17 protein-coding genes are annotated in these 18,089 nt (G+C 75.7%); 8 read left to right on the top strand and 9 right to left on the bottom strand.

Annotated features, from left to right (window positions below):
• Window positions 1-48: 48 nt before the first annotated feature.
• Entirely contained in the window at window positions 49-333 is a 285-nt protein-coding gene (locus E4U92_RS15010; protein WP_137300870.1) for a hypothetical protein, read from the bottom strand.
• Window positions 334-488: 155 nt separating this feature from the next.
• Window positions 489-1,778: an ROK family transcriptional regulator gene (locus E4U92_RS15005; protein WP_137300869.1), complete on the bottom strand. Its 1,290-nt coding sequence runs from the start codon at window positions 1,776-1,778 to the stop codon at window positions 489-491.
• A 283-nt stretch (window positions 1,779-2,061) separates the two neighbouring features.
• Here E4U92_RS15005 and E4U92_RS15000 point away from each other — a divergent pair, with 283 nt between their 5' ends.
• From E4U92_RS15000 to E4U92_RS14985, 4 genes are all read left to right on the top strand, one after another.
• Entirely contained in the window at window positions 2,062-2,556 is a 495-nt protein-coding gene (locus E4U92_RS15000) for an FBP domain-containing protein (RefSeq protein WP_067233009.1), read from the top strand.
• Window positions 2,557-2,696: 140 nt separating this feature from the next.
• Window positions 2,697-3,944: an FUSC family protein gene (locus E4U92_RS14995; protein WP_137300868.1), complete on the top strand. Its 1,248-nt coding sequence runs from the start codon at window positions 2,697-2,699 to the stop codon at window positions 3,942-3,944.
• 77 nt (window positions 3,945-4,021) lie between these two features.
• Window positions 4,022-5,098: a hypothetical protein gene (locus tag E4U92_RS14990; RefSeq protein ID WP_137300867.1), complete on the top strand. Its 1,077-nt coding sequence runs from the start codon at window positions 4,022-4,024 to the stop codon at window positions 5,096-5,098.
• Window positions 5,099-5,201: 103 nt separating this feature from the next.
• A complete protein-coding gene (locus E4U92_RS14985) occupies window positions 5,202-6,464 on the top strand; it encodes a lactonase family protein (protein WP_137300866.1) in 1,263 nt (420 codons plus the stop codon).
• On the opposite strand, the gene E4U92_RS14980 is transcribed toward E4U92_RS14985, so the two are convergent.
• Both E4U92_RS14980 and E4U92_RS14975 read right to left on the bottom strand, forming a co-directional pair.
• Window positions 6,432-7,157, bottom strand: coding sequence for a DUF2470 domain-containing protein (locus E4U92_RS14980; RefSeq protein WP_137300865.1), 726 nt, complete (start codon window positions 7,155-7,157; stop codon window positions 6,432-6,434). The two genes, E4U92_RS14985 and E4U92_RS14980, sit on opposite strands and share 33 nt — an antisense overlap.
• Window positions 7,158-7,234: 77 nt before the next feature.
• Window positions 7,235-7,840, bottom strand: a complete 606-nt coding sequence (locus E4U92_RS14975; RefSeq protein WP_137300864.1) for a TetR/AcrR family transcriptional regulator — start codon at window positions 7,838-7,840, stop codon at window positions 7,235-7,237.
• A 130-nt stretch (window positions 7,841-7,970) separates the two neighbouring features.
• Here E4U92_RS14975 and E4U92_RS14970 point away from each other — a divergent pair, with 130 nt between their 5' ends.
• Window positions 7,971-9,518, top strand: coding sequence for a cytochrome P450 (locus E4U92_RS14970; protein ID WP_137300863.1), 1,548 nt, complete (start codon window positions 7,971-7,973; stop codon window positions 9,516-9,518).
• On the opposite strand, the gene E4U92_RS14965 is transcribed toward E4U92_RS14970, so the two are convergent.
• From E4U92_RS14965 to E4U92_RS14955, 3 genes are read right to left on the bottom strand one after another with little or no spacing between them, the layout of a single operon-like run.
• Window positions 9,480-10,322 carry a pentapeptide repeat-containing protein gene (locus E4U92_RS14965; protein WP_137300862.1) on the bottom strand — a complete coding sequence of 281 codons (843 nt, stop codon included), beginning with the start codon at window positions 10,320-10,322 and terminating at the stop codon, window positions 9,480-9,482. The two genes, E4U92_RS14970 and E4U92_RS14965, sit on opposite strands and share 39 nt — an antisense overlap.
• Window positions 10,323-10,337: 15 nt before the next feature.
• On the bottom strand, window positions 10,338-11,333 hold the full coding sequence (locus E4U92_RS14960) for a sigma-70 family RNA polymerase sigma factor (protein WP_137300861.1): 996 nt from the start codon (window positions 11,331-11,333) through the stop codon (window positions 10,338-10,340).
• Between the two features lie 22 nt (window positions 11,334-11,355).
• A complete protein-coding gene (locus E4U92_RS14955; protein ID WP_137300860.1) occupies window positions 11,356-12,660 on the bottom strand; it encodes an alpha/beta fold hydrolase in 1,305 nt (434 codons plus the stop codon).
• A gap of 319 nt (window positions 12,661-12,979) precedes the next feature.
• On the opposite strand from E4U92_RS14955, the gene E4U92_RS14950 reads away from it, so the two are divergent.
• The 3 genes from E4U92_RS14950 to E4U92_RS14940 are packed head-to-tail and all read left to right on the top strand — an operon-like array spanning window position 12,980 to window position 15,836.
• Window positions 12,980-13,735, top strand: coding sequence for a (Fe-S)-binding protein (locus E4U92_RS14950; RefSeq protein WP_137300859.1), 756 nt, complete (start codon window positions 12,980-12,982; stop codon window positions 13,733-13,735).
• Window positions 13,732-15,210: a lactate utilization protein B gene (locus E4U92_RS14945; protein ID WP_137300858.1), complete on the top strand. Its 1,479-nt coding sequence runs from the start codon at window positions 13,732-13,734 to the stop codon at window positions 15,208-15,210. The genes E4U92_RS14950 and E4U92_RS14945 overlap by 4 nt, the downstream gene beginning before the upstream one ends.
• On the top strand, window positions 15,207-15,836 hold the full coding sequence (locus E4U92_RS14940; RefSeq protein ID WP_137300857.1) for a LutC/YkgG family protein: 630 nt from the start codon (window positions 15,207-15,209) through the stop codon (window positions 15,834-15,836). The genes E4U92_RS14945 and E4U92_RS14940 overlap by 4 nt, the downstream gene beginning before the upstream one ends.
• A 25-nt stretch (window positions 15,837-15,861) precedes the next feature.
• On the opposite strand, the gene E4U92_RS14935 is transcribed toward E4U92_RS14940, so the two are convergent.
• Window positions 15,862-17,427 (bottom strand): FAD-dependent oxidoreductase, encoded by a 1,566-nt coding sequence (locus E4U92_RS14935; RefSeq protein WP_137300856.1) that lies wholly within the window; start codon window positions 17,425-17,427, stop codon window positions 15,862-15,864.
• Between the two features lie 106 nt (window positions 17,428-17,533).
• Window positions 17,534-17,953: a CBS domain-containing protein gene (locus tag E4U92_RS14930; protein ID WP_137300855.1), complete on the bottom strand. Its 420-nt coding sequence runs from the start codon at window positions 17,951-17,953 to the stop codon at window positions 17,534-17,536.
• Window positions 17,954-18,089 lie beyond the last annotated feature (136 nt).

The following is an 18,089-nucleotide window of genomic DNA, read 5'->3' as shown; positions in this document are numbered from 1 at the left end:
GGCGCGTGCGACGTGTCGTCCCGGAGCGCCCGGCGCGTCCGGGGTCCCTCAGTCGGCGGGCTCGTCCGGGGTGGGGTGCTCCGGGTGGGCGGTGGCCGACTGCGGGGCGCCCTGGCGGCCGGTGCCGGCCTCGTCGGTGTCGGGGACACCGGTGTCGGCGCCGGTCTCGTCGTCGCCGGCCGGCTGTCCTGAGGTGGTGCGCTCGGCGTGTTCCTGGGCCCGGGCGGGGCTGCCCTCCCAGGGGTCCTCGCCCGCGTCCGCCTGCTGGTCGGGCAGGTCGCGCGGCACCGGGGTGCCGTTCTCACCGGGACCTTCGAGGCGGTGGTCGACCACGGCCGGCTCCCTTCGCGTCGTCCGCACGCCGTGCGCGGCACGGCGACCCGGGGCGGAGATCGCCCGGGCGCGACGCGAGTACCGCACCGCCGACGGGCGAAACCCGGCGGCCGGCGGGGGCCCGCCGGCGGGGCGGGCGGCCCGGACGCGCCCGCTCAGTGCGTGGCGCGTTCCTCCAGGACCGTCCGCCACACCGGGACCGGGCCGGTGGGGGCGGGGTCCGGGCGGCGGCCGCCGCGGGCGAAGAAGTCGGCGAGCGGCAGGATCGCGGCGCCGACGGTGACGGCGTCCGGTCCCAGCCGGCCGAGGTCGACGGTGACCTTCTCCGCCGGGTGGTGCAGCGCGTACGACCGCGCGTACCGCCGCACGGCCGGCAGGAAGCGGGTGCCGAGCTGGAGCCCGGCCCAGCCGCCGATCAGGATGCGCTCGGGCTGGAACAGGTTGATCAGGTCGGACAGGCCCGCGCCCAGGTACTCGGCCGTCTCCTCCAGCACGGCGAGGGCCACGGGGTCGGGCGCGCCGCCGTCGGCCGGGTAGGCGGCGGCGAGCATCGCGGTGAGCGCCGTCTCCTCGTCGGCGTCGCGCGGCGGCCGTCCGCCCTCCTCCCGCCAGCGGTCCAGCAGCGCCTCGGCGCCGGCGTACGCCTCCAGGCAGCCGAGCGCGCCGCAGCGGCAGCGCCGGCCGCGGACGCGGACGGTGAGGTGGCCCCACTCCACGGCCCGGCCGTGCTCCACCTCGGGGGTGACCAGGCAGGCGCCGACGCCGGAGCCGAACAGGACGACCACCGCGTTGCGGGCGCCGCGGCCGCCGCCGAACCACATCTCGGCCTGGCCGAGCGTCTTGGCGCCGTTGTCGATGAAGTACGGCACGGTGTCCGGCAGCTCGGACCCCTCGCGCAGCAGCGCCTCCAGCGGGACGGCGTCCCAGCCGATGGTCTGGCCGTGCACGACCGCGCCGCGCTCGGGGGTGCGCTCCACGATGCCGGGGACGCCGATGCCGACGCCCAGCAGCCGCTCGGGGGCGACGCCCGCGACGGCCAGCACCTCGGCGATGCCGCCGCGGATGTGGCCGACGATGCCCTCGACCTCGTAGCGGCGCTGCTCCAGGGGGCGCTCGGCGCGCGCCAGTTCGGTCAGGGTGAGGTCGAACAGCTCGATCCGGACCCGGGTCTCGCCGACGTCCACACCGATCAGGTGGCCGCTGCCGGGGGCGACGCGCAGGAGCGTGCGGGGGCGTCCGCCGTCGGAGTCGACGCTGCCGGCCTCCTCCACCAGTCCGTCCCCGACCAGGTCGGCGACCACGTTGCTGACGGATCCCGAGCTCAGGCCGGTGGCCGGGCCCAGCTCGAAGCGACTGAGGGGGCCGTCGAAGTAGAGCCGCTGGAGGACGGCTGTGCGGTTGGCCCGCCTGAGATCGCGTACCGTACGCCCGTTCCGCCCCGCCATGTGGCTCCCTTCCGCACCCGCCCGACCTGCAACATACCGCCCCGGAGGCGGTCCGCGCGACTTTCTTCCAACCCTTAGTTCACGATGTGAGCTAAGCGGGTGGGGCGGAACGGCCAGTTCACCGCCCTGATCGGGGGCACCCGGACCGGCAACCGGGGGCACCCGGGGCCGCGCACGGACGGAAATTCGGTGGCTCCGAGCGGCCCGGCTCCCTAGCCTGAAACCGAAACCTAGACCCCCTAGGTTTCGGACGACGACCCCGGCGACGACTTCGGAGGCCCCCGTGCGCCCGCTCACCGAGCAGGAGATCCGTGACTCCTTCATCAACTGTTCCAAGGGGGAGGCCAAACGCCTGGCGGTGCCGCGCGACCTGGACGAGCGCCCCTGGGACGACCTGGACTTCCTCGGCTGGCGCGATCCGGGCGCGCCCGACCGCAGCTACCTGGTGACCGAGCGGCAGGGCCGGCGCGTCGGTGTGACCCTGCGCTTCCCCGCCTCCCAGCGCGGCTTCCTGCACCGCAGCATGTGCTCGCTGTGCCTGACCACCCACCCGGGCGGCGGCGTGTCGCTGATGACGGCCCGCAAGGCCGGCGCGGCGGGGCGCGAGGGCAACTCCGTCGGCCTGTACATGTGCACGGACCTGGCCTGCTCGCTGTACGTGCGCGGCAAGAAGGTCCCCGAGAGCGGCGGGCGCTTCGAGGAGAGCCTCACCCTGGAGGAGCAGATCGCCCGCACCACGGGCAACCTGGCGGCGTTCGTCGAGAAGTTGTACGCCTGACCCGCCGGCTCACCCCGCTGACGGACCCCACCGCGGTGCGCCGCCGCGCGGCGCGCCCGGACGGCTCCCCCGCTGGTGCGAGCGGGTTCGAACCCCGCTGTCACGTTCGAGCCACCTGATGAGCGGGAACAGGCCAAGGGATGTCCGATGCACGTGAGGAAACCCCACCGCTGGAGCGGCTGCTGAAACGGCGCCGGGACCCGGTGGTGGTCCAAGCCCTGCGGTCCGCCGCGGCGGCCACGGTCGCCTATGTCGTGGCGCTGCGGCTCAGCCCCGAGGCCGCCCCGCTGACCGCTCCCCTGACCGCCCTGCTGGTCGTCCAGGTCACCCTCTACGCCACGCTCACCAACGGCATCCGCCGGGTGAACGCGGTCGTGGCGGGCGTCCTCGTGGCGATCGCCTTCAGCCTGCTGGTGGGGCTCACCTGGTGGAGCCTCGCCCTGCTCATCGTGGCCGCGCTGGGCGTGGGCCACCTGGTCCGCGTCGACGAGTACGTGCCCGAGGTCGCGATCAGCGCGATGCTGGTCCTCGGCGTGACCGCCGTCGGCGACTACGCCTGGGCGCGGGTCGTGGAGACCCTGATCGGCGCGGTCGTGGGGCTGAGCTGCAACCTGCTGCTGCCGCCCCCCGTGTGGGTGGACGAGGCCGGTGAGTCGATCGAGGGGCTGGCCCGGCGGGTGCGGCAACTGATGCTGCGGATCGGCGAACAGGCCGCGGGCCGCACTCCGCCCGAGGTGGCCGCCGCCCGGCTGCACGAGGCGCGCCGGCTCGACCACGACATCGCCGAGGTGGACGCGGCGCTGCGGCAGGCCGAGGACAGCCTGCGGCTCAACCCGCGCGTCCGGGAGGGCGTGCTGCACCGCGTGGTGCTGCGCACCGGCCTGGACACGCTGGAGATCTGCACGGTCGTGCTGCGGGTGCTGGCCCGCTCGCTCACCGACCTCGCCAAGGAGCGCGAGCCCGAACCGCTGTTCCCGCGCGAGACCGGTGAGGTGGTGGAGGCCCTGCTGTCCGAGGTGGCCGACGCGGTGGTCAGCTTCGCGGTGCTGGTCACCACGTCCGTCAGCCTGAACGCCGACGCCGCCGAGGCCCGGCTGGCCAACGAGCTGCACCAGGCCGCCGCCACCCGCGACAAGCTGGCGCAGCTCCTGCTCGACCAGCTCCAGCACGACGCCCGCCAGTGGCAGTTGCACGGCGCGGTGCTCACCGAGGTCAACCGCATCATCGACGAGCTCGACACCGAGCACCGCTCGCAGCGCCTGCTGGAGGAGCTGGACCGCTCCACCCGCGAGCAGCGCGAGCGCCTGCCGCGGCTGACCGCGCTGCAGGGGCGTCTTTCCGGCCGGCCCTGGCGGAACCGGCGGCGGTCCGCGCATCGTTCTAGGTGAGGAGCCGTCCGCCGACCGCCGGCGGCGCGGACGGACACGCCACGGCACCGGCCATGCGGGACGACGAGGGGACGCGGATGACCGACAGCACCGTACGCATCGACGGGAACACGCTCCGGCTGCCGGGCGGGGTGGCGGTGCGGTTCGTGCGTACCCTGCGCCTGCCCGAGACGGGCACCCACCCGCTGCCCCCGGGCCTGGGCGAGTTCCCCGTCCGCCGCGTCACGGACTACCCCGGCACCGCGCCGGCCGACTGGCTCGCGCGCGGGGGCGTGATGCTGCCGGTGTACCTGCGCGAGGCGATGTGGCTCAGCTTCGCCGGGAGCACCGAGCCCGCCGCGCTCCAGGTCGGCGTCGGCAAGGTCTGCGCGGTCTCCGGCAAGCCCTGGAGCGACCGGCTCTCGCGACGCCCCCAGAACTACGTGGTGCTGCCCCGCCAGCCCTGGCTGGACGGCATCAACTCCGGCAGGGGCACGGTGCGCCAGTTCGTGGCGGTGCCGCTCGGCCTCGGCGCGACCGTCGAGGGCCAGGTCACCGGCGAGGAGGTCTGGGGCGGCGTCCAGCTCCAGACGTTCCCGCTGAACGAGGCACGGCTCGCCGAGTGGCGCGAGGCCCAGCGGCGGCTGGAGGAGCAGCGGCGCCGGTCGGCCTCCCGGTTCACCGGCCACGGCGGCCCGCCCGTGCCCGGCGCGATGCCCGCCCCGATGGCCGCCGCCGGGGGGCCGCCCATGGCCGCACCCGGAGCAGCGCCGGGGGCCGCGCCCCGGGCCGCCGCGGCGATGGGGCTGGGGGTGGGCGGTTCGATGCGCCAGGAGGTCTACCAGGACGACCGGTCGCTGAAGGACTGGGCGAAGGAGCCCGCCGGGCGGGTCTTCGTGCACCTGGTGACGCCGCCGGAGTGGCGCCGCATCACCGGCGAGGCGCCGCCGCCCTCCCCGGTCGACCGCGCGGCGTACACCCGGGCGGGCCTGCCCTGGTTCGACTACTACGACGAGGACGGCCAGGACCTCGCCCCCGGCGACACCCTGGGCACGGTCAAGCCGGTCGGCGACTGGCTGGGCGACGACCTCGACCCCTGGGCGCCGCCCGCGCCGCCCCAGGTGAAGCCGCTGAAGGACGCGCCGGGCGCGCCGGTGACGGACGGGGACTGGTAGCCGCCCCGGCACCCCCCGGCGCGGCGCGCGCTTTGCCTCCGGCGCCCCGGCCGGGTCAAGGTGGTCGTCACACGAGCGAGCGGCGACGACCCGAGGTGCGGACATGAGCGGTGGGACCGGGGCGGCGCGCGCCCGGTGGAGCAGGCGCGGCTTCGTCGGGGCACTCGGTGCCGTGGCGGCGGGCGGCGCGCTGGCCGCCTGCGGCGACGGCTCGCCCGGGCCGGGGCCGGCCTCCCCGTCCGGCTCCTCGGCGTCCGCCGGCCGGGACGGCTCCGCCGGGTCCTCGCCCGCCGCCACGCCCGCTGCGTCGTCGACGGGGACGCCCGCCGCACGGCCGCTCTTCCTCGGCACCTACACCTCCGCCGAGGGCGGCGGCCGGGGCATCGGCCTGGCCGCCTACGACCCGGTGTCGGGGCGGATCACCGGCGCCGGCACGCTCACCGGGGTCGACGACCCGTCGTACCTGGCGGTGCACCCGGACGGCCGGACGCTGTACGCGGTGAACGAGCGGGAGCGCGGCTCGGTGACCGCCGTACGGATCGCCGACCGGAAGATCCTCGGCAGCCGCCCGACCGGCGGCGCGCAGCCGTGCCACCTGTCGGTGCACCCGAGCGGCCGCTGGCTGCTGAGCGCCGACTACGGCTCGGGCACGGTGGCCGTGCATCGCGTCGGCGCCTCCGGCGCGCTGGGCGAGCGCACCGCGCTGGTCCGGCACACGCGGCCCGCTCCCGGGCCGGGGCAGCAGGGGCCGCACGCCCACCAGGTCGTCACCGCGCCGGACGGCGGGCACGTCCTCGCCGTGGACCTCGGCACGGACACCGTCTACAGCTACCGCCTGGACGACGGGGCCGGCACGCTCACCGAGGTCGCGCAGGCGCGCACTAGGCCGGGGGCGGGGCCGCGGCACCTGACGTTCCACCCGGGCGGGCGGTACGCCTACCTGGCCGACGAACTCGACGACACGGTCGCGGTCTGCGCCTACGACCCGGTGACGGGGCGGCTGACGGTCGGCGCCCCGCAGTCGACGGGGTCGGGCACGAGGAAGGGGGCGGGCGCCAACTACCCGGCACAGTTCGCGGTGTCGCCGGACGGCGCGCACGCCTTCCTGGCCAACCGGGGGGCGAACACCCTCGCCCGGTACGCGGTGGAGGCGGACGGGGCCCGGCTGCGGCTGCTCGGGACGGTGCCGGTGGCCGGGGACTTCCCGCGGCAGATCGCCCTGGCGCCCGGCGGGCGGCTGCTGTTCGCGGCGAACCAGCGCAGCGGCACCGTCAGCGTCTTCCACGTGGACCCGGCGGACGGTGGACTGCGGCGCGCGGGTGAGCCGTTCGCGTCACCCGTCGCGGTCTGTGCGCTGCCGCTGTAGGGCCCGCGGGCAGGAGGCGGCGCTCGCCTGGTTCAGCAGGACGTGCATCCGCTCGGTGAGCTGACCGGTGTCGTCGGCGGGCCGGTGGAAGGGCAGGCGTACGTCGCCGTGGCCGCGCACGCGCTCGATGCGCAGGGTGAGGCCGTGCCGGTCGACGGCGAGCGGGCGGACCCGGACGGCGCCGTGCAGGCTGTCCGGCCCGACGAGCCGGGTCAGGCGCTCGACGGCGTCGGGATGGGCGTCGGCGAGGTGGGTGAGCAGGTGCGCCTCGGCGCCGACGTGCGGGTCGGGCGCGGCCGCGGCGAACTCCTCGGGGTCGACGACGACGGCGCCGGAGGGCTCCTCGAGCACGACGCGGGTGGGGTGCAGCGCGAGGCGGCCGTCCTCGGAGGTGAACCAGCCGGCCAGCCGGAGGCGGGCCCGCACCCGGTGGCGCACGGGGACGGGGGCCACGTCGGCGAACTCCAGCACGGCGTGCGGCTCGCCGCGCGGGGCGCAGAGCGCGGCGGCGTGCAGGGCGCCGTCCTGCTCCGCGGTGAGCAGCACGCGGCCGTCGTCGGTGACGGTGTGCGCGCCGACGAACTCCGCGCGTGCGCCGTCGGCGGTGACCGCGCAGGTCCACGCGGCGGCGAGCACCGACCGGGCCCGTTCGGCCGCGGCAGGCGTGGCCGTCCAGCTCTGAGGGACACCCATCCCGTTCCTCCTTAGGTAAGGCTCACCTAACCTATCGGAGATCGGGGTGCGCGCCAACCACGCGGGTACGGGGCCGCCTACGCCAGGACACCCAGCAGCGCCCGCGCGCACAGGTCCCGCACCTGCTCCCGCGTCAGGTCCCCGCCCCGCAGCCACTCCAGGCTCACCGCGGTGGTGAACGCCAGCCAGCCGCGCACCGCCAGGCGCACCTCGGGGCGCCCCTCCGCGTCCGGCCCGAACTCGGGGTCGGCGGCCAGGGCGGCGAGCACCTGGCGCTCCTGGGCGGCGAGCGCCCGCTGGTAGACGCGCCGCACCGCGCTGTCCCCCGCCGCGTCGGCGCGGTGGAAGGCGCGGTAGCCGTGGGCGTGCGCCCGCACGTACTCCAGGTAGGCGTCCAGGCCGGCGGCGAGCTGGGCGCGCACCGGGACGCCGGGCACCGGTGCCGTCATGGCGAGCATCCGCTCGCTCTCGCGCTCCACGACCGCCGCGAAGAAGTCCCGCTTGGTCGGGAAGTAGTGGTAGAGCAGCCCGCGCGAGACTCCCGCGATCTCGGCGACCTGCTCGATCCACACGTCGTCGTAGGGGCTCTCGGAGAACAGCCGCGCGCCGACCCCCAGGAGTTGTTCCCTGCGCTCCCCGGTGCTCAGCCGACGGCGCACGCGCTCCCCGTGGTTGGCGGTCATGGCCGCACTTTACTTGACGCCGGTTCAGCAACGGGACGAGACTGGGCGCGCTGTTGAACCCACGTACAACACCGTGGGTGACAGCACGTGCGCGACCGCAACGGGCCGCTGGAGCGAGGGAGTTCGCGTCATGGCAGGGACGACGACCGGGCACGCGCCGACCGGTGACGTGCGGCCGGGGGGCTTTCGCAGCGCGGAGCACGGCTGGCCGGAACTGCACCGGATCCCGCACCCGCCGTACCGGCTGCCGCTGCTGGGCGACGTGGTCGGCGCCGGACGGACCACCCCCCTGCAGGACTCCCTGCGGTTCGCCCGCCGGCTGGGCCCGGTCTTCCGGCGACGGGCCTTCGGCAAGGAGTTCGTGTTCGTGTGGGGCGCCGGCCTGGTGGCCGACCTCGCGGACGAGACGCGGTTCGCCAAGCACGTGGGCCTCGGCATCGCCAACCTGCGCCCGGTGGTCGGCGACGGGCTGTTCACCGCGTACAACCACGAGCCCAACTGGCAGCTCGCCCACGACGTCCTCGCCCCGGCCTTCAGCCGCGAGGCGATGGCCGGCTACCACCCGATGATGCTGGACGCGGCCGCGCGGCTCACCGACCACTGGGACCGCGCGGCCGGCGGCGGGCGCGAGGTGGACGTGCCCGGGGACATGACCAAGCTGACGCTGGAGACGATCGCGCGCACCGGGTTCGGGTACGACTTCGGCTCCTTCGAGCGGGCCCGGCAGCACCCCTTCGTCTCGGCGATGGTCGGCACCCTCACCCACGCCCAGCGGCTGAACACCGTGCCCGCCCCGGCGCTCGCGCTGCTGCGCGGCGCGCGGCGGCGCAACGAGGCCGACATCGCCCGGCTGCACCGCACCGTGGACGACCTGGTGCGCGCCCGGCGGGCCTCGGGCGGCGGCGCGGGCGACCTGCTGGACCGGATGCTGGAGACCGGCCACCCGGACACCGGCGAGAAGCTGTCCGACCAGAACGTGCGGCGCCAGGTCATCACCTTCCTGGTCGCCGGGCACGAGACCACCTCGGGCGCGCTGTCCTTCGCCCTGTACTACCTCGCCCGCCACCCGGACGTCGCCGCCCGCGCCCGGGCGGAGGTCGACCGGGTCTGGGGCGACGGCGTCCCCGGCTACGACCAGGTGGCCCGGCTGCGGTACGTCCGCCGGGTGCTGGACGAGTCGCTGCGGCTGTGGCCCACGGCGCCGGCGTACGCCCGGGAGGCCCGCGAGGACACCGTGCTGGCCGGGGAGCACCCGATGCGGCGCGGGGCGTGGGCGCTGGTGCTGACGCCGATGCTGCACCGCGACCCCGCGGTGTGGGGACCGGACGCGGAGCGGTTCGACCCGGACCGGTTCGACGCCGGGGCGGTGCGCGCCCGGCCCCCGCACACGTTCAAGCCGTTCGGGACGGGCGCGCGGGCCTGCATCGGCCGGCAGTTCGCGCTGCACGAGGCCACGCTGGTGCTCGGCCTGCTGCTGCGCCGCTACGACCTGGTGGACGACCCGGCCTACCGGCTGCGGGTCACCGAGCGGCTGACGCTGATGCCGGAGGGGCTGCGGCTGCGCCTGGAGAGGCGCACCCCCGCCCCGGCGGCCGCGGACACCGGGGCCGGCGGCGGCACGGGGGCGGAGGACAGTCCCTCAGCGGCGCGCTGCCCAGTGCGCCGGACGCGTGACTGAGTCCGGCAGCCGGGTGCCCTCGCTCCCCCGGGCCGCGTTCACCTGCGGCTGGGTCAGGAAGAACGCGCCGGTCAGGTCGGCGTCGGTGAGGTCGGTGTCGCGCAGGTCCGCCCCGATGAGGTCGGCGCCGCGCAGGTCGGCGCCGGTCAGGTCGGCCGCGATCAGGTAGGCCCCGCGCAGGTCGGCGCCGCGCAGGTCGGCACCCCTGAGCCGGGCGCCGATCAGGTCGGCACCCCGGCGTTTCGCCCTGCGGCCCGGGAGCCCGGCGCGCACCAGTTCGCTGGTGCGCAGCAGCAGGACGTTGACCTCCTGGCGGTGGGCGCCGACGTCCAGGGCGGCCAGCTCCTCGGCGCCGGCGAGGGTCAGCGCCTCGGTCCGCTCCCGCGCGCGGCGCAGGTCGCCGTGGATGGGGCCGGCCGCGGGCAGGGCGAGGGCCTCGGTCAGGTGGGCGAGCAACTCCTGGAGCTGGCGGACCACCGGGAACACCTCGACCATGCGGCGGGCGTGCTCGGGCGGTCCCGTGCGCCAGTCCCGGCCGCCGAAGGTGATCTGCGAGACCTTCTGGCCGGCGCCGAAGCAGTCGTAGACCGTGCAGCCGGTGAAGCCCCGCTGCCGCAGCCGCGCGTGAATGCCGCAGCGGTGGTCGTCGCCGAGGTTCGGGCAGGGGGTGCCGGCGTCCTTGTCGAACGCGAAGTCCGCCGACCGCGCGAAGGGCAGGGCCACGCAGCACAGCCCGAAGCACCGGGTGCAGTCGCCCCGCAGGTCGGCTCGCTCGTCCGTTCGGTCTGCCATGGCGTCCAGCATAGGCTCGGCCCTGGCTCAGGCTCCGCGTCCGTCGAGGTCACCGGGGTCGCCCGGGGCGTCCGCGGCGGCGGGGTGCGCCGGTTCCAGGGAGGCCAGGTCCGGGACGTCGAGGGCGGCGACCCGCTCCTCGTCGGCGAGGATGTCCAGCGCCACGACGCGCCCGTCGACGACCGTGACCGCCATGACCGACACCAGCCGGCCGTCGACCACGTTGACCACGCCCACGGCGTCCCCGACCAGCGCCACGCGCGCGTAGGGGGCGAAGTGGCGGAAGAGCAGCGACTGCCCGGCGACCTCGCGGGCCCCGCGCACCAGCTTGGAGGCGGCCAGGCCGCGCACCTTGGTCCCGGCGTCGGCGCGCAGCACCACGTCCGGGGCGAGCACCGCGACCAGCGCCTCGAAGTCACCGGCGCGGCTGGCCGCCAGGAACGCCTCGACGACCGCGCGCTGCCGGGCGAGGTCGCGCTCGGCGGACGGGGTGGCGCCCCGCACCCGGCGCCGGGCCCGGCTGGCGAGCTGCCGTGCGGCGGCCGGGCTGCGCTCGACGATCGCCGCGATGTCCTCGAAGGGCACGGCGAACAGGTCGTGCAGCACGAACGCGAGCCGTTCGGCGGGCTCCAGCGTCTCCAGGACGACCAGCAGGGCGAGCGCCACCGCGTCGGACCGCAGCGCCTCCTGCTCGGGGTCGACGGCCGACAGGGGCCGTACGACGGGGTCGGGCACGAAGGTCGAGTCGTCCCCGATCGGCTGCTCGCGGCGCGCCGTCCGGGAGCGGAGCAGGTCGAGGCAGATCCGTCCGGTCACCGTGGTCAGCCAGCCGCCCAGGTTGCGCACGTCGGCGGTGTCGGACCGGCCGAGCCGCAGCCAGGTCTCCTGGACGGCGTCCTCGGCCTCGGCCAGCGAGCCGAGCATGCGGTAGGCCACCGCCCGGAGGTGGGGCCGGTGTTGCTCGAACCGGTCCGCCAGTGCCTCGTCCGTGCTGCGCACCCGTCCCCCGTGGTCGTCGGTCATGGCCGCAGCGTACGCGGGCGCGTCAGACCTCGTCGCGGGCCAGGGCGAGCAGGCGGTCCAGGACGCGCGGGCCGCCCGCGCGGACGCCGTCGTGCTCGAACTCGTCGGTGACCCAGGTGCGCAGGCCCCGGATGCGCCGCGCGGTGGTGAGGGCGTGCCCGGTGTCGACGTACATGTCGTCGTGGTAGACCGCGGCGGCCACCGGGACCTCGTTGGCGGCGAGCCGGGCGGGGTCGTACAGGGGCGGCCAGCCGGTGCGGGCGGCCAGCAGTTCGGCCGTCTCGCGCAGCGGGCGCAGCGCCGGGTCGCCGTCGAACATCCAGGGGTGAATCGATTCTCCGGTGAACAGCAGCGGCCCGTCGCCCGCCAGCGCCTTGGCCGCGTCGAACTGCGGGAACTCGGCGCGGACGCGTTCGGCGGCCCAGTCGGTGGGGCGGTCGCCCTGACCGTAGGCCGCCTCGTGGACGAGGGCGTACAGCGGGTGCGCGGCGAACGACAGCAGGCCCCGCACCTCCTCCTGGAAGGCGTCCGACAGCTCGGGGCCGTGCGGGGTGCGCACGAAGGCGTCCTCGAGGAGGTGGTGCAGCCGGTGGCTGCCCTCACCGCCGCCGAGCAGGATGCCGAGCGACTGGAACGCCTCGACGGTCAGCAGGTGGCCGCCCGGCAGGGTGACCTCGTGGGTCAGCAGGTGGTCGGCGATGCGGCGGGCCCGCTCGACGTCCTGCGGGTAACGGGCGTAGTGCGCGGCGACCTTGCGCTCGATGCGCGGGTAGGCGGCGCGGTAGACGTCGTCGGCGTGGGCGTCGAGGGAGGGCAGGCCCCCGGTGATCAGGGCGGCGGCCAGGCCCTCGGGAGCGAGGGAGAGGTAGGTGACGGTGCAGAAGCCGCCGAAGCTCTGCCCGAGGACCGTCCAGGGGGCGCCGCCGGTCACCCGGCGGCGGACCAGCTCGCAGTCGCGGACGATGGAGTCGGCGCGGAAGTGCGCCAGGTACGCGGCCTGTTCGGCGGGGCCGCCGCGCAGCGGGAGCGTCTGGCGGTTGGCGGGCGTGGAGGCGCCGGTGCCGCGCTGGTCCAGGAGCAGCACGCGGTACTCCTCCAGGGCGCGGCCGAGCCAGGCGGGGCGGCCGATGAAACGGTTCGCCCCGAAGCCGGGGCCGCCCTGCAGGTACACCAGCCACGGCAGGTCGTCCCGGTCGGCCTTCTCGCTCGCGACTACCTCGCGCGCGTACAGCTCGATCGTCTCCCCGGCCGGGTCGGCGTGGTCGAGGGGGACGGTGAAGCGGTGGTCGGTGAGGACGACACCGGGCTGGCGGTAGGTCGTGGTCAACGGGGCTCCCGGGACGGAAGGGGTGCGGGCCGCGTCCCAGTTCAGCACACGCGCGGTGGCAGGTCGCGCCCGGGGACGGCACACCCGCGCCCACCTGCTGCTGAACGGCCGGTCAGCGCGACGCGGAGCCGTTGAGCACCGGACGACCAACTCCGGCCGGAGCACACCCGCCGGTGCTCGTGCGGCCGCGCACGCGCACCGTCCGCCGATCAGGCCGTCCTTGCCGTGTACGGGGAGTGCCCCCGCCCACGGCCTCCTGCCCGACCGGCGGGTCACCGCCTAGGCTTGACCCCTGCCGAAGATCGCCGAAGGAGCCGCGATGCGTGTCGCCCTGTTCCTGACCTGTGTCAACGACACGCTCTGTCCGGACACCGGCCGCGCCGTGGTGAGACTCCTGACCCGGCTGGGTGTCGACGTCGACTTCCCGATGGCGCAGACCTGCTGCGGCCAGGCGCACTACAACACCGGTTACCGCCACGAGGCCGAACCGCTGGCCCGGCACTTCGCCGAGGTCTTCGGAGAGTACGAGGCCGTCGTGACGCCCTCCGGGTCCTGCGGGGCGATGGTGCGGGAGCTGTACCCGCGCATGGGCGAGCGGGCCCGGGCCGAGGGCCGGGGCGACTTTCTCGCCCGGACGCTGGCGCCGGTGGTGCCGAAGACGTACGAGCTGACGGAGTTCCTGGTCGACGTGCTCGGCGTGACGGACGTGGGCGCCTTCTACCCGCACACGGTCACCTACCACCCGACCTGCCACGGCCTGCGCGCCCTGGGCCTCGGCGACCGGCCGCGCCGGCTGCTCGAGCCCGTGCGGGGCCTCGAACTGGTCGAGCTGCCCGGCGCCGACGAGTGCTGCGGCTTCGGCGGCACGTTCGCGGTGAAGAACGCCGACGTCTCGGCCGCGATGGGCGCCGACAAGGTGCGCAACGCCGCCTCGACCGGCGCGGAGGTGCTGTGCGCGGCGGACAACTCCTGCCTGATGCACCTCGGCGGGACCATGACCCGGCTGCGCAGCGGGATGCGGCCGGTGCACCTCGCGGAGATCCTGGCCAGCACGGAGGAGGAACCGGCCGTATGAGCGGGACGTTCGTCGGGATGCCGGCGTTCCCGGAGGCGGCGCGGGACGCCGTCCGCGACACGACGCTGCGGGGCACCCTGCGGCACGCCACGCACACCATCCGCGCCAAGCGGGCCAAGGCCGTCGCCGAGGTGTCCGACTGGGCGGCGCTGCGCGAGGCGGGCAAGCGCATCAAGGACCACACGCTGCGCCATCTGGACCGCTACCTGGAGCAGTTGGAGGCCGCGGTCACCGCGGCGGGCGGCACCGTCCACTGGGCGGCCGACGCCGACGAGGCCAACCGGATCGTGGCCCGGCTGGTCCAGGAGACCGGCGAGTCCGAAGTGGTCAAGGTCAAGTCCATGGCCACCCAGGAGATCGGGCTGAACGAGGCGCTGGAGGCCGAGGGCATCCGCGCCTACGAGACCGACCTCGCCGAACTCATCGTGCAGCTCGGCGAGGACCGGCCCTCGCACATCCTCGTCCCCGCGATCCACCGCAACCGGGGCGAGATCCGGGACATCTTCCGCTCCGAGATGGGCAGGTGGGGCCGCCCCGCGCCGGAGGGCCTGACCGACACCCCGGCCGAACTCGCCGAGGCGGCCCGGCTCCACCTGCGGGAGAAGTTCCTGCGCGCCGGGGTCGGTGTCTCCGGCGCCAACTTCATGGTCGCCGAGACCGGCACCCTGGTGGTCGTGGAGTCCGAGGGCAACGGCCGGATGTGCCTGACCCTGCCGGAGACGCTGATCTCGGTCGTCGGCATCGAGAAGGTCGTTCCGTCCTGGCGGGACCTGGAGGTGTTCCTGCAGACGCTGCCGCGCTCCTCCACGGCCGAGCGCATGAACCCCTACACGTCCACCTGGACCGGCACCACGGACGGGGACGGACCCCGGGTGTTCCACCTGGTCCTGCTCGACAACGGCCGCACCGACACCCTCGCCGACGAGGTCGGCCGCCAGGCGCTGCGCTGCATCCGCTGCTCGGCCTGCCTCAACGTCTGCCCGGTGTACGAGCGGGCCGGCGGCCACGCCTACGGCTCGGTCTACCCGGGGCCGATCGGCGCGATCCTCAGCCCCCAGCTGCGCGGCACGGCGAGCGACATCGACGCCTCGCTGCCGTACGCGTCCAGCCTGTGCGGCGCCTGCTACGAGGTGTGCCCGGTGGCCATCGACATCCCCGAGGTGCTGGTGCACCTGCGCGAACGGGTCGCGCAGGGCGGCCCGGTCACCCGGGACGGCAACAAGGTCGTGCTCCGGCCGGCCCGGGGACACGGCGCCGAGCGGGCGGCGATGCGCGCGGCGCGCTGGGCGTTCCGCCACCCCGGGGCCCTGCGCGCCGGGCAGCGGCTCGCCTCGCGCACCCGGCGCTTCCATCCGCGTACGCTGCCCGGCCCCGGCCGGGCGTGGACGGGCAGCCGGGACCTGCCGCCCGTCCCCGCGGAGCCCTTCCGGGACTGGTGGCAGCGCACGCACGGCGGGAAGGACGGTGGCAGGTGAACAGCAGGGAACGGATCCTGGGCCGGGTGCGGCGGGCGCTCGCCGACGTCCCGCGTGACGACTCCCCGATCGAGCGCGGCTACCTGCGCCGGCACGGGGAGCGCACCGCGGAGGAGACGGTCGCCCTGCTCGCCGAGAACCTGGCGGACTACCGGGCCCTCGTCCACCGCTGCGCCCCGGACGAACTGCCGTCCCTGATCGGCCGGTTGCTCACCGAGCGGGGGTCGGCGTCGGTGCTGGTGCCGCCGGGCCTGGACGCGTCCTGGCTGGCGGGGACGGACGCCGCCCGCGTCGCCGACCGCGCCGGGAGCACCGCGCACGAGCTGGACCGGGTCGACAGCGTGGTCACCGGGTGCGCGGTCGCCGTGGCGGAGACCGGCACCGTCGTGCTGGACGGCTCCCCCGACCAGGGCCGCCGGCGGATCACCCTGGTCCCGGACCACCACATCTGCGTGGTCCGGGTGCCCGACCAGGTGGTCTCCTCGGTCCCCGAGGCCCTCGAACGGCTCGACCCCCTACGCCCGTCGACGTGGATCTCGGGCCCGTCGGCCACCAGCGACATCGAACTGGACCGGGTGGAGGGCGTGCACGGACCGCGCACCCTGGAGGTCGTCCTGCTGGGCTGAGCCGGCCGGCGCCCCGCCCGGTGGCTCACAGGTCCCGGCGCTCCAGCGGGCGCACGGCCGGCCCCTGGACGACCTTGCCGTCGGGGGCGAACCGGGAGCCGTGGCAGGGGCACTCCCAGGCGCCCTCGGCCCGGTTGAACGCGACCAGGCAGCCCAGGTGGGTGCAGCGGGCCGACACCGCGTGGAGCTGTCCCTCCGCGTCCCGGTGCACCGCGCACCGCTCGCCGTTCACCCGGACGACGGCGCCGTCACCCGGGGCGATCTGCTCCACCGAGGAGGCGCCCGGCGTGGACAGGCGGTCGCCGACGAAGTGCCGTGCCACCTCGGCCTGGGTCTTGAGGAAGGTCCCGCCCTCACGGACCACGGAGGCGAGGCGGCGGGGGTCGTACAGCTCGCTCCACGGGCACTCGTGGCCGGTGATCTGCTCGGACAGCAGCCGGCCGGCCATGATGCCGGTCGCCATGCCCCACCCCGCGAACCCGGTGGCGACGTAGGCGTGGTGAGCGCGCGGGTGGAGGAGCCCGACCAGGGGGACCGAGTCGGTGGGGTCGTTGTCCTGGGTGGCCCAGCGGTGCGAGAAGGCCAGGGGGCCGAACCGCTCCGTCGCCCAGCCGGCGAGACGGTCGAAGCGCTCCTCGACGTCACCGCCGGCGCCCGGCGTGAAGTGCTCACCGGTGACGATCAGCAGCCGCCGGCCGTCCGGCAGGGGCGCGGTGCGCACCGAGCGGGTGTTCTGCTCGGGCGTGATGTACATGCCGCGCGGCGCGCGGGACGCCTCGACGGGCGCGGCGAGGACCAGTTCGCGGCGCGGGGACAGCCGGGTGAAGAGCAGGGCCCGGTCGAACACCGGGTAGTGGGTGGCGACGACCACGTCACGGGCGGTGATCTGCGGCCCGTCGCCGCCGCCGCTGCCGGCGCGCCCGCCGTGCAGCAGTTCCGTCCGCAGCACGCACGGCTCGCCCTCGGTGAGGCCGGTCACGCGGGTGTGCTCGTGGATCATTCCTCCGAGCCGGCGGATGTCCTCGGCCAGCGCCAGGAGGTACTTGCGGGGGTGGAACTGCGCCTGGTCGGCGACCTTCACGGCGCCCGCGACCGGGAACGGCAGGTCCGTCTCGGTGACGAACTCCGCCTCGAGCCCGGCCTCCCGTGCCGCGCTCGCCTCCGCACGCAGCTCCTGCACGCGCCCGGGGTCCTCGGCGTAGGTGAACGACTCGGTGTCCTCCCAGTCGCAGTCGATGCCCAGCTCCCCGGCCGTCCCGGCGGCGTGCCGGATGGCGTCCATCTGCGACTGGGCGTACAGGCGGGCACCCTCGGGGCCGCGGGTGCGGCGCAGCTGGTCGTAGATGAGGGTGTGCTGCGCGCTGAGCTTGGCGGTGGTGTGCCCGGTGACGCCGGCCGCGATCCGGTCCGCCTCCAGCACGGCCACGCTGCGGCCGCGGCGGGCCAGTTCCCAGGCCGTGCTCAGACCCGCGATACCGCCGCCGACGACGGCCACGTCGACGGTCAGCGGGCCCTCGGGCGGGGGTGCGGGATCCGCCGGCGGGGCGGTCTCGAGCCAGTACGACCCGTGGATGTACGCCTGATCGTCCATGCGGGCCGAGTGCCCGCGGCCGGGCGGATCACACGACGGGGGTGGGAGGGGGCGGGCCCTGGTGGCGACGGTCCTCGCCACCAGGGCCCGCCCTCCCCCTGCGCACCTACTGGTTCGGCCGGGCCACGCTGATGTCGCCCAGCGCCGACTCCGGGTCGCGTTCCATCGCCAGGTCGGCCAGGGCGACGATGCCGACCGGGTGACCGCCCTCGACGACGGGCAGGCGGCGCACGGCGTGCTCCCGCATCAGCCCGACGGCCCGGTCCAGGTCGTCGTCGGGGGTGACCGTGACCAGGTCGTCGCTGCACGCGTCGGCCACGGTCGTCTGCTCGGGGTCCCAGCCCTCGGCGAGGGCGCGCACCACGAGGTCCCGGTCGCTGACCAGGCCGCGCAGTTCGTTGTGGTCGGTGACCAGGACGGCCCCGATGTGCTCGTCCCGCATCAGCCGGGCGACGGCCGTCAGCGAGGTCTGCGGCTCCACCGTCACGGGCTCACCGGTCATGATGTCCCGTACGTGCTGTGCCACGGCGTGTCCTCCTCCCGGTGTCCGGCGGTGCGGCTCACCGCCGCTCGGCGGCCGGGTACCCCGCGCGGGCGCAGCATCCCGGTCCCGGTCCCCCTGCGGCGCACCTCGTGACAGCGGCGGTGAACAAGCGCTTAGA

This window comes from Streptomyces galbus, from assembly GCF_005280195.1.
GTDB lineage: Bacteria > Actinomycetota > Actinomycetes > Streptomycetales > Streptomycetaceae > Streptomyces > Streptomyces galbus.
The sequence above is the reverse complement of the archived record's forward strand: the minus strand, read 5'-3'. Positions and strand labels throughout refer to the sequence as shown.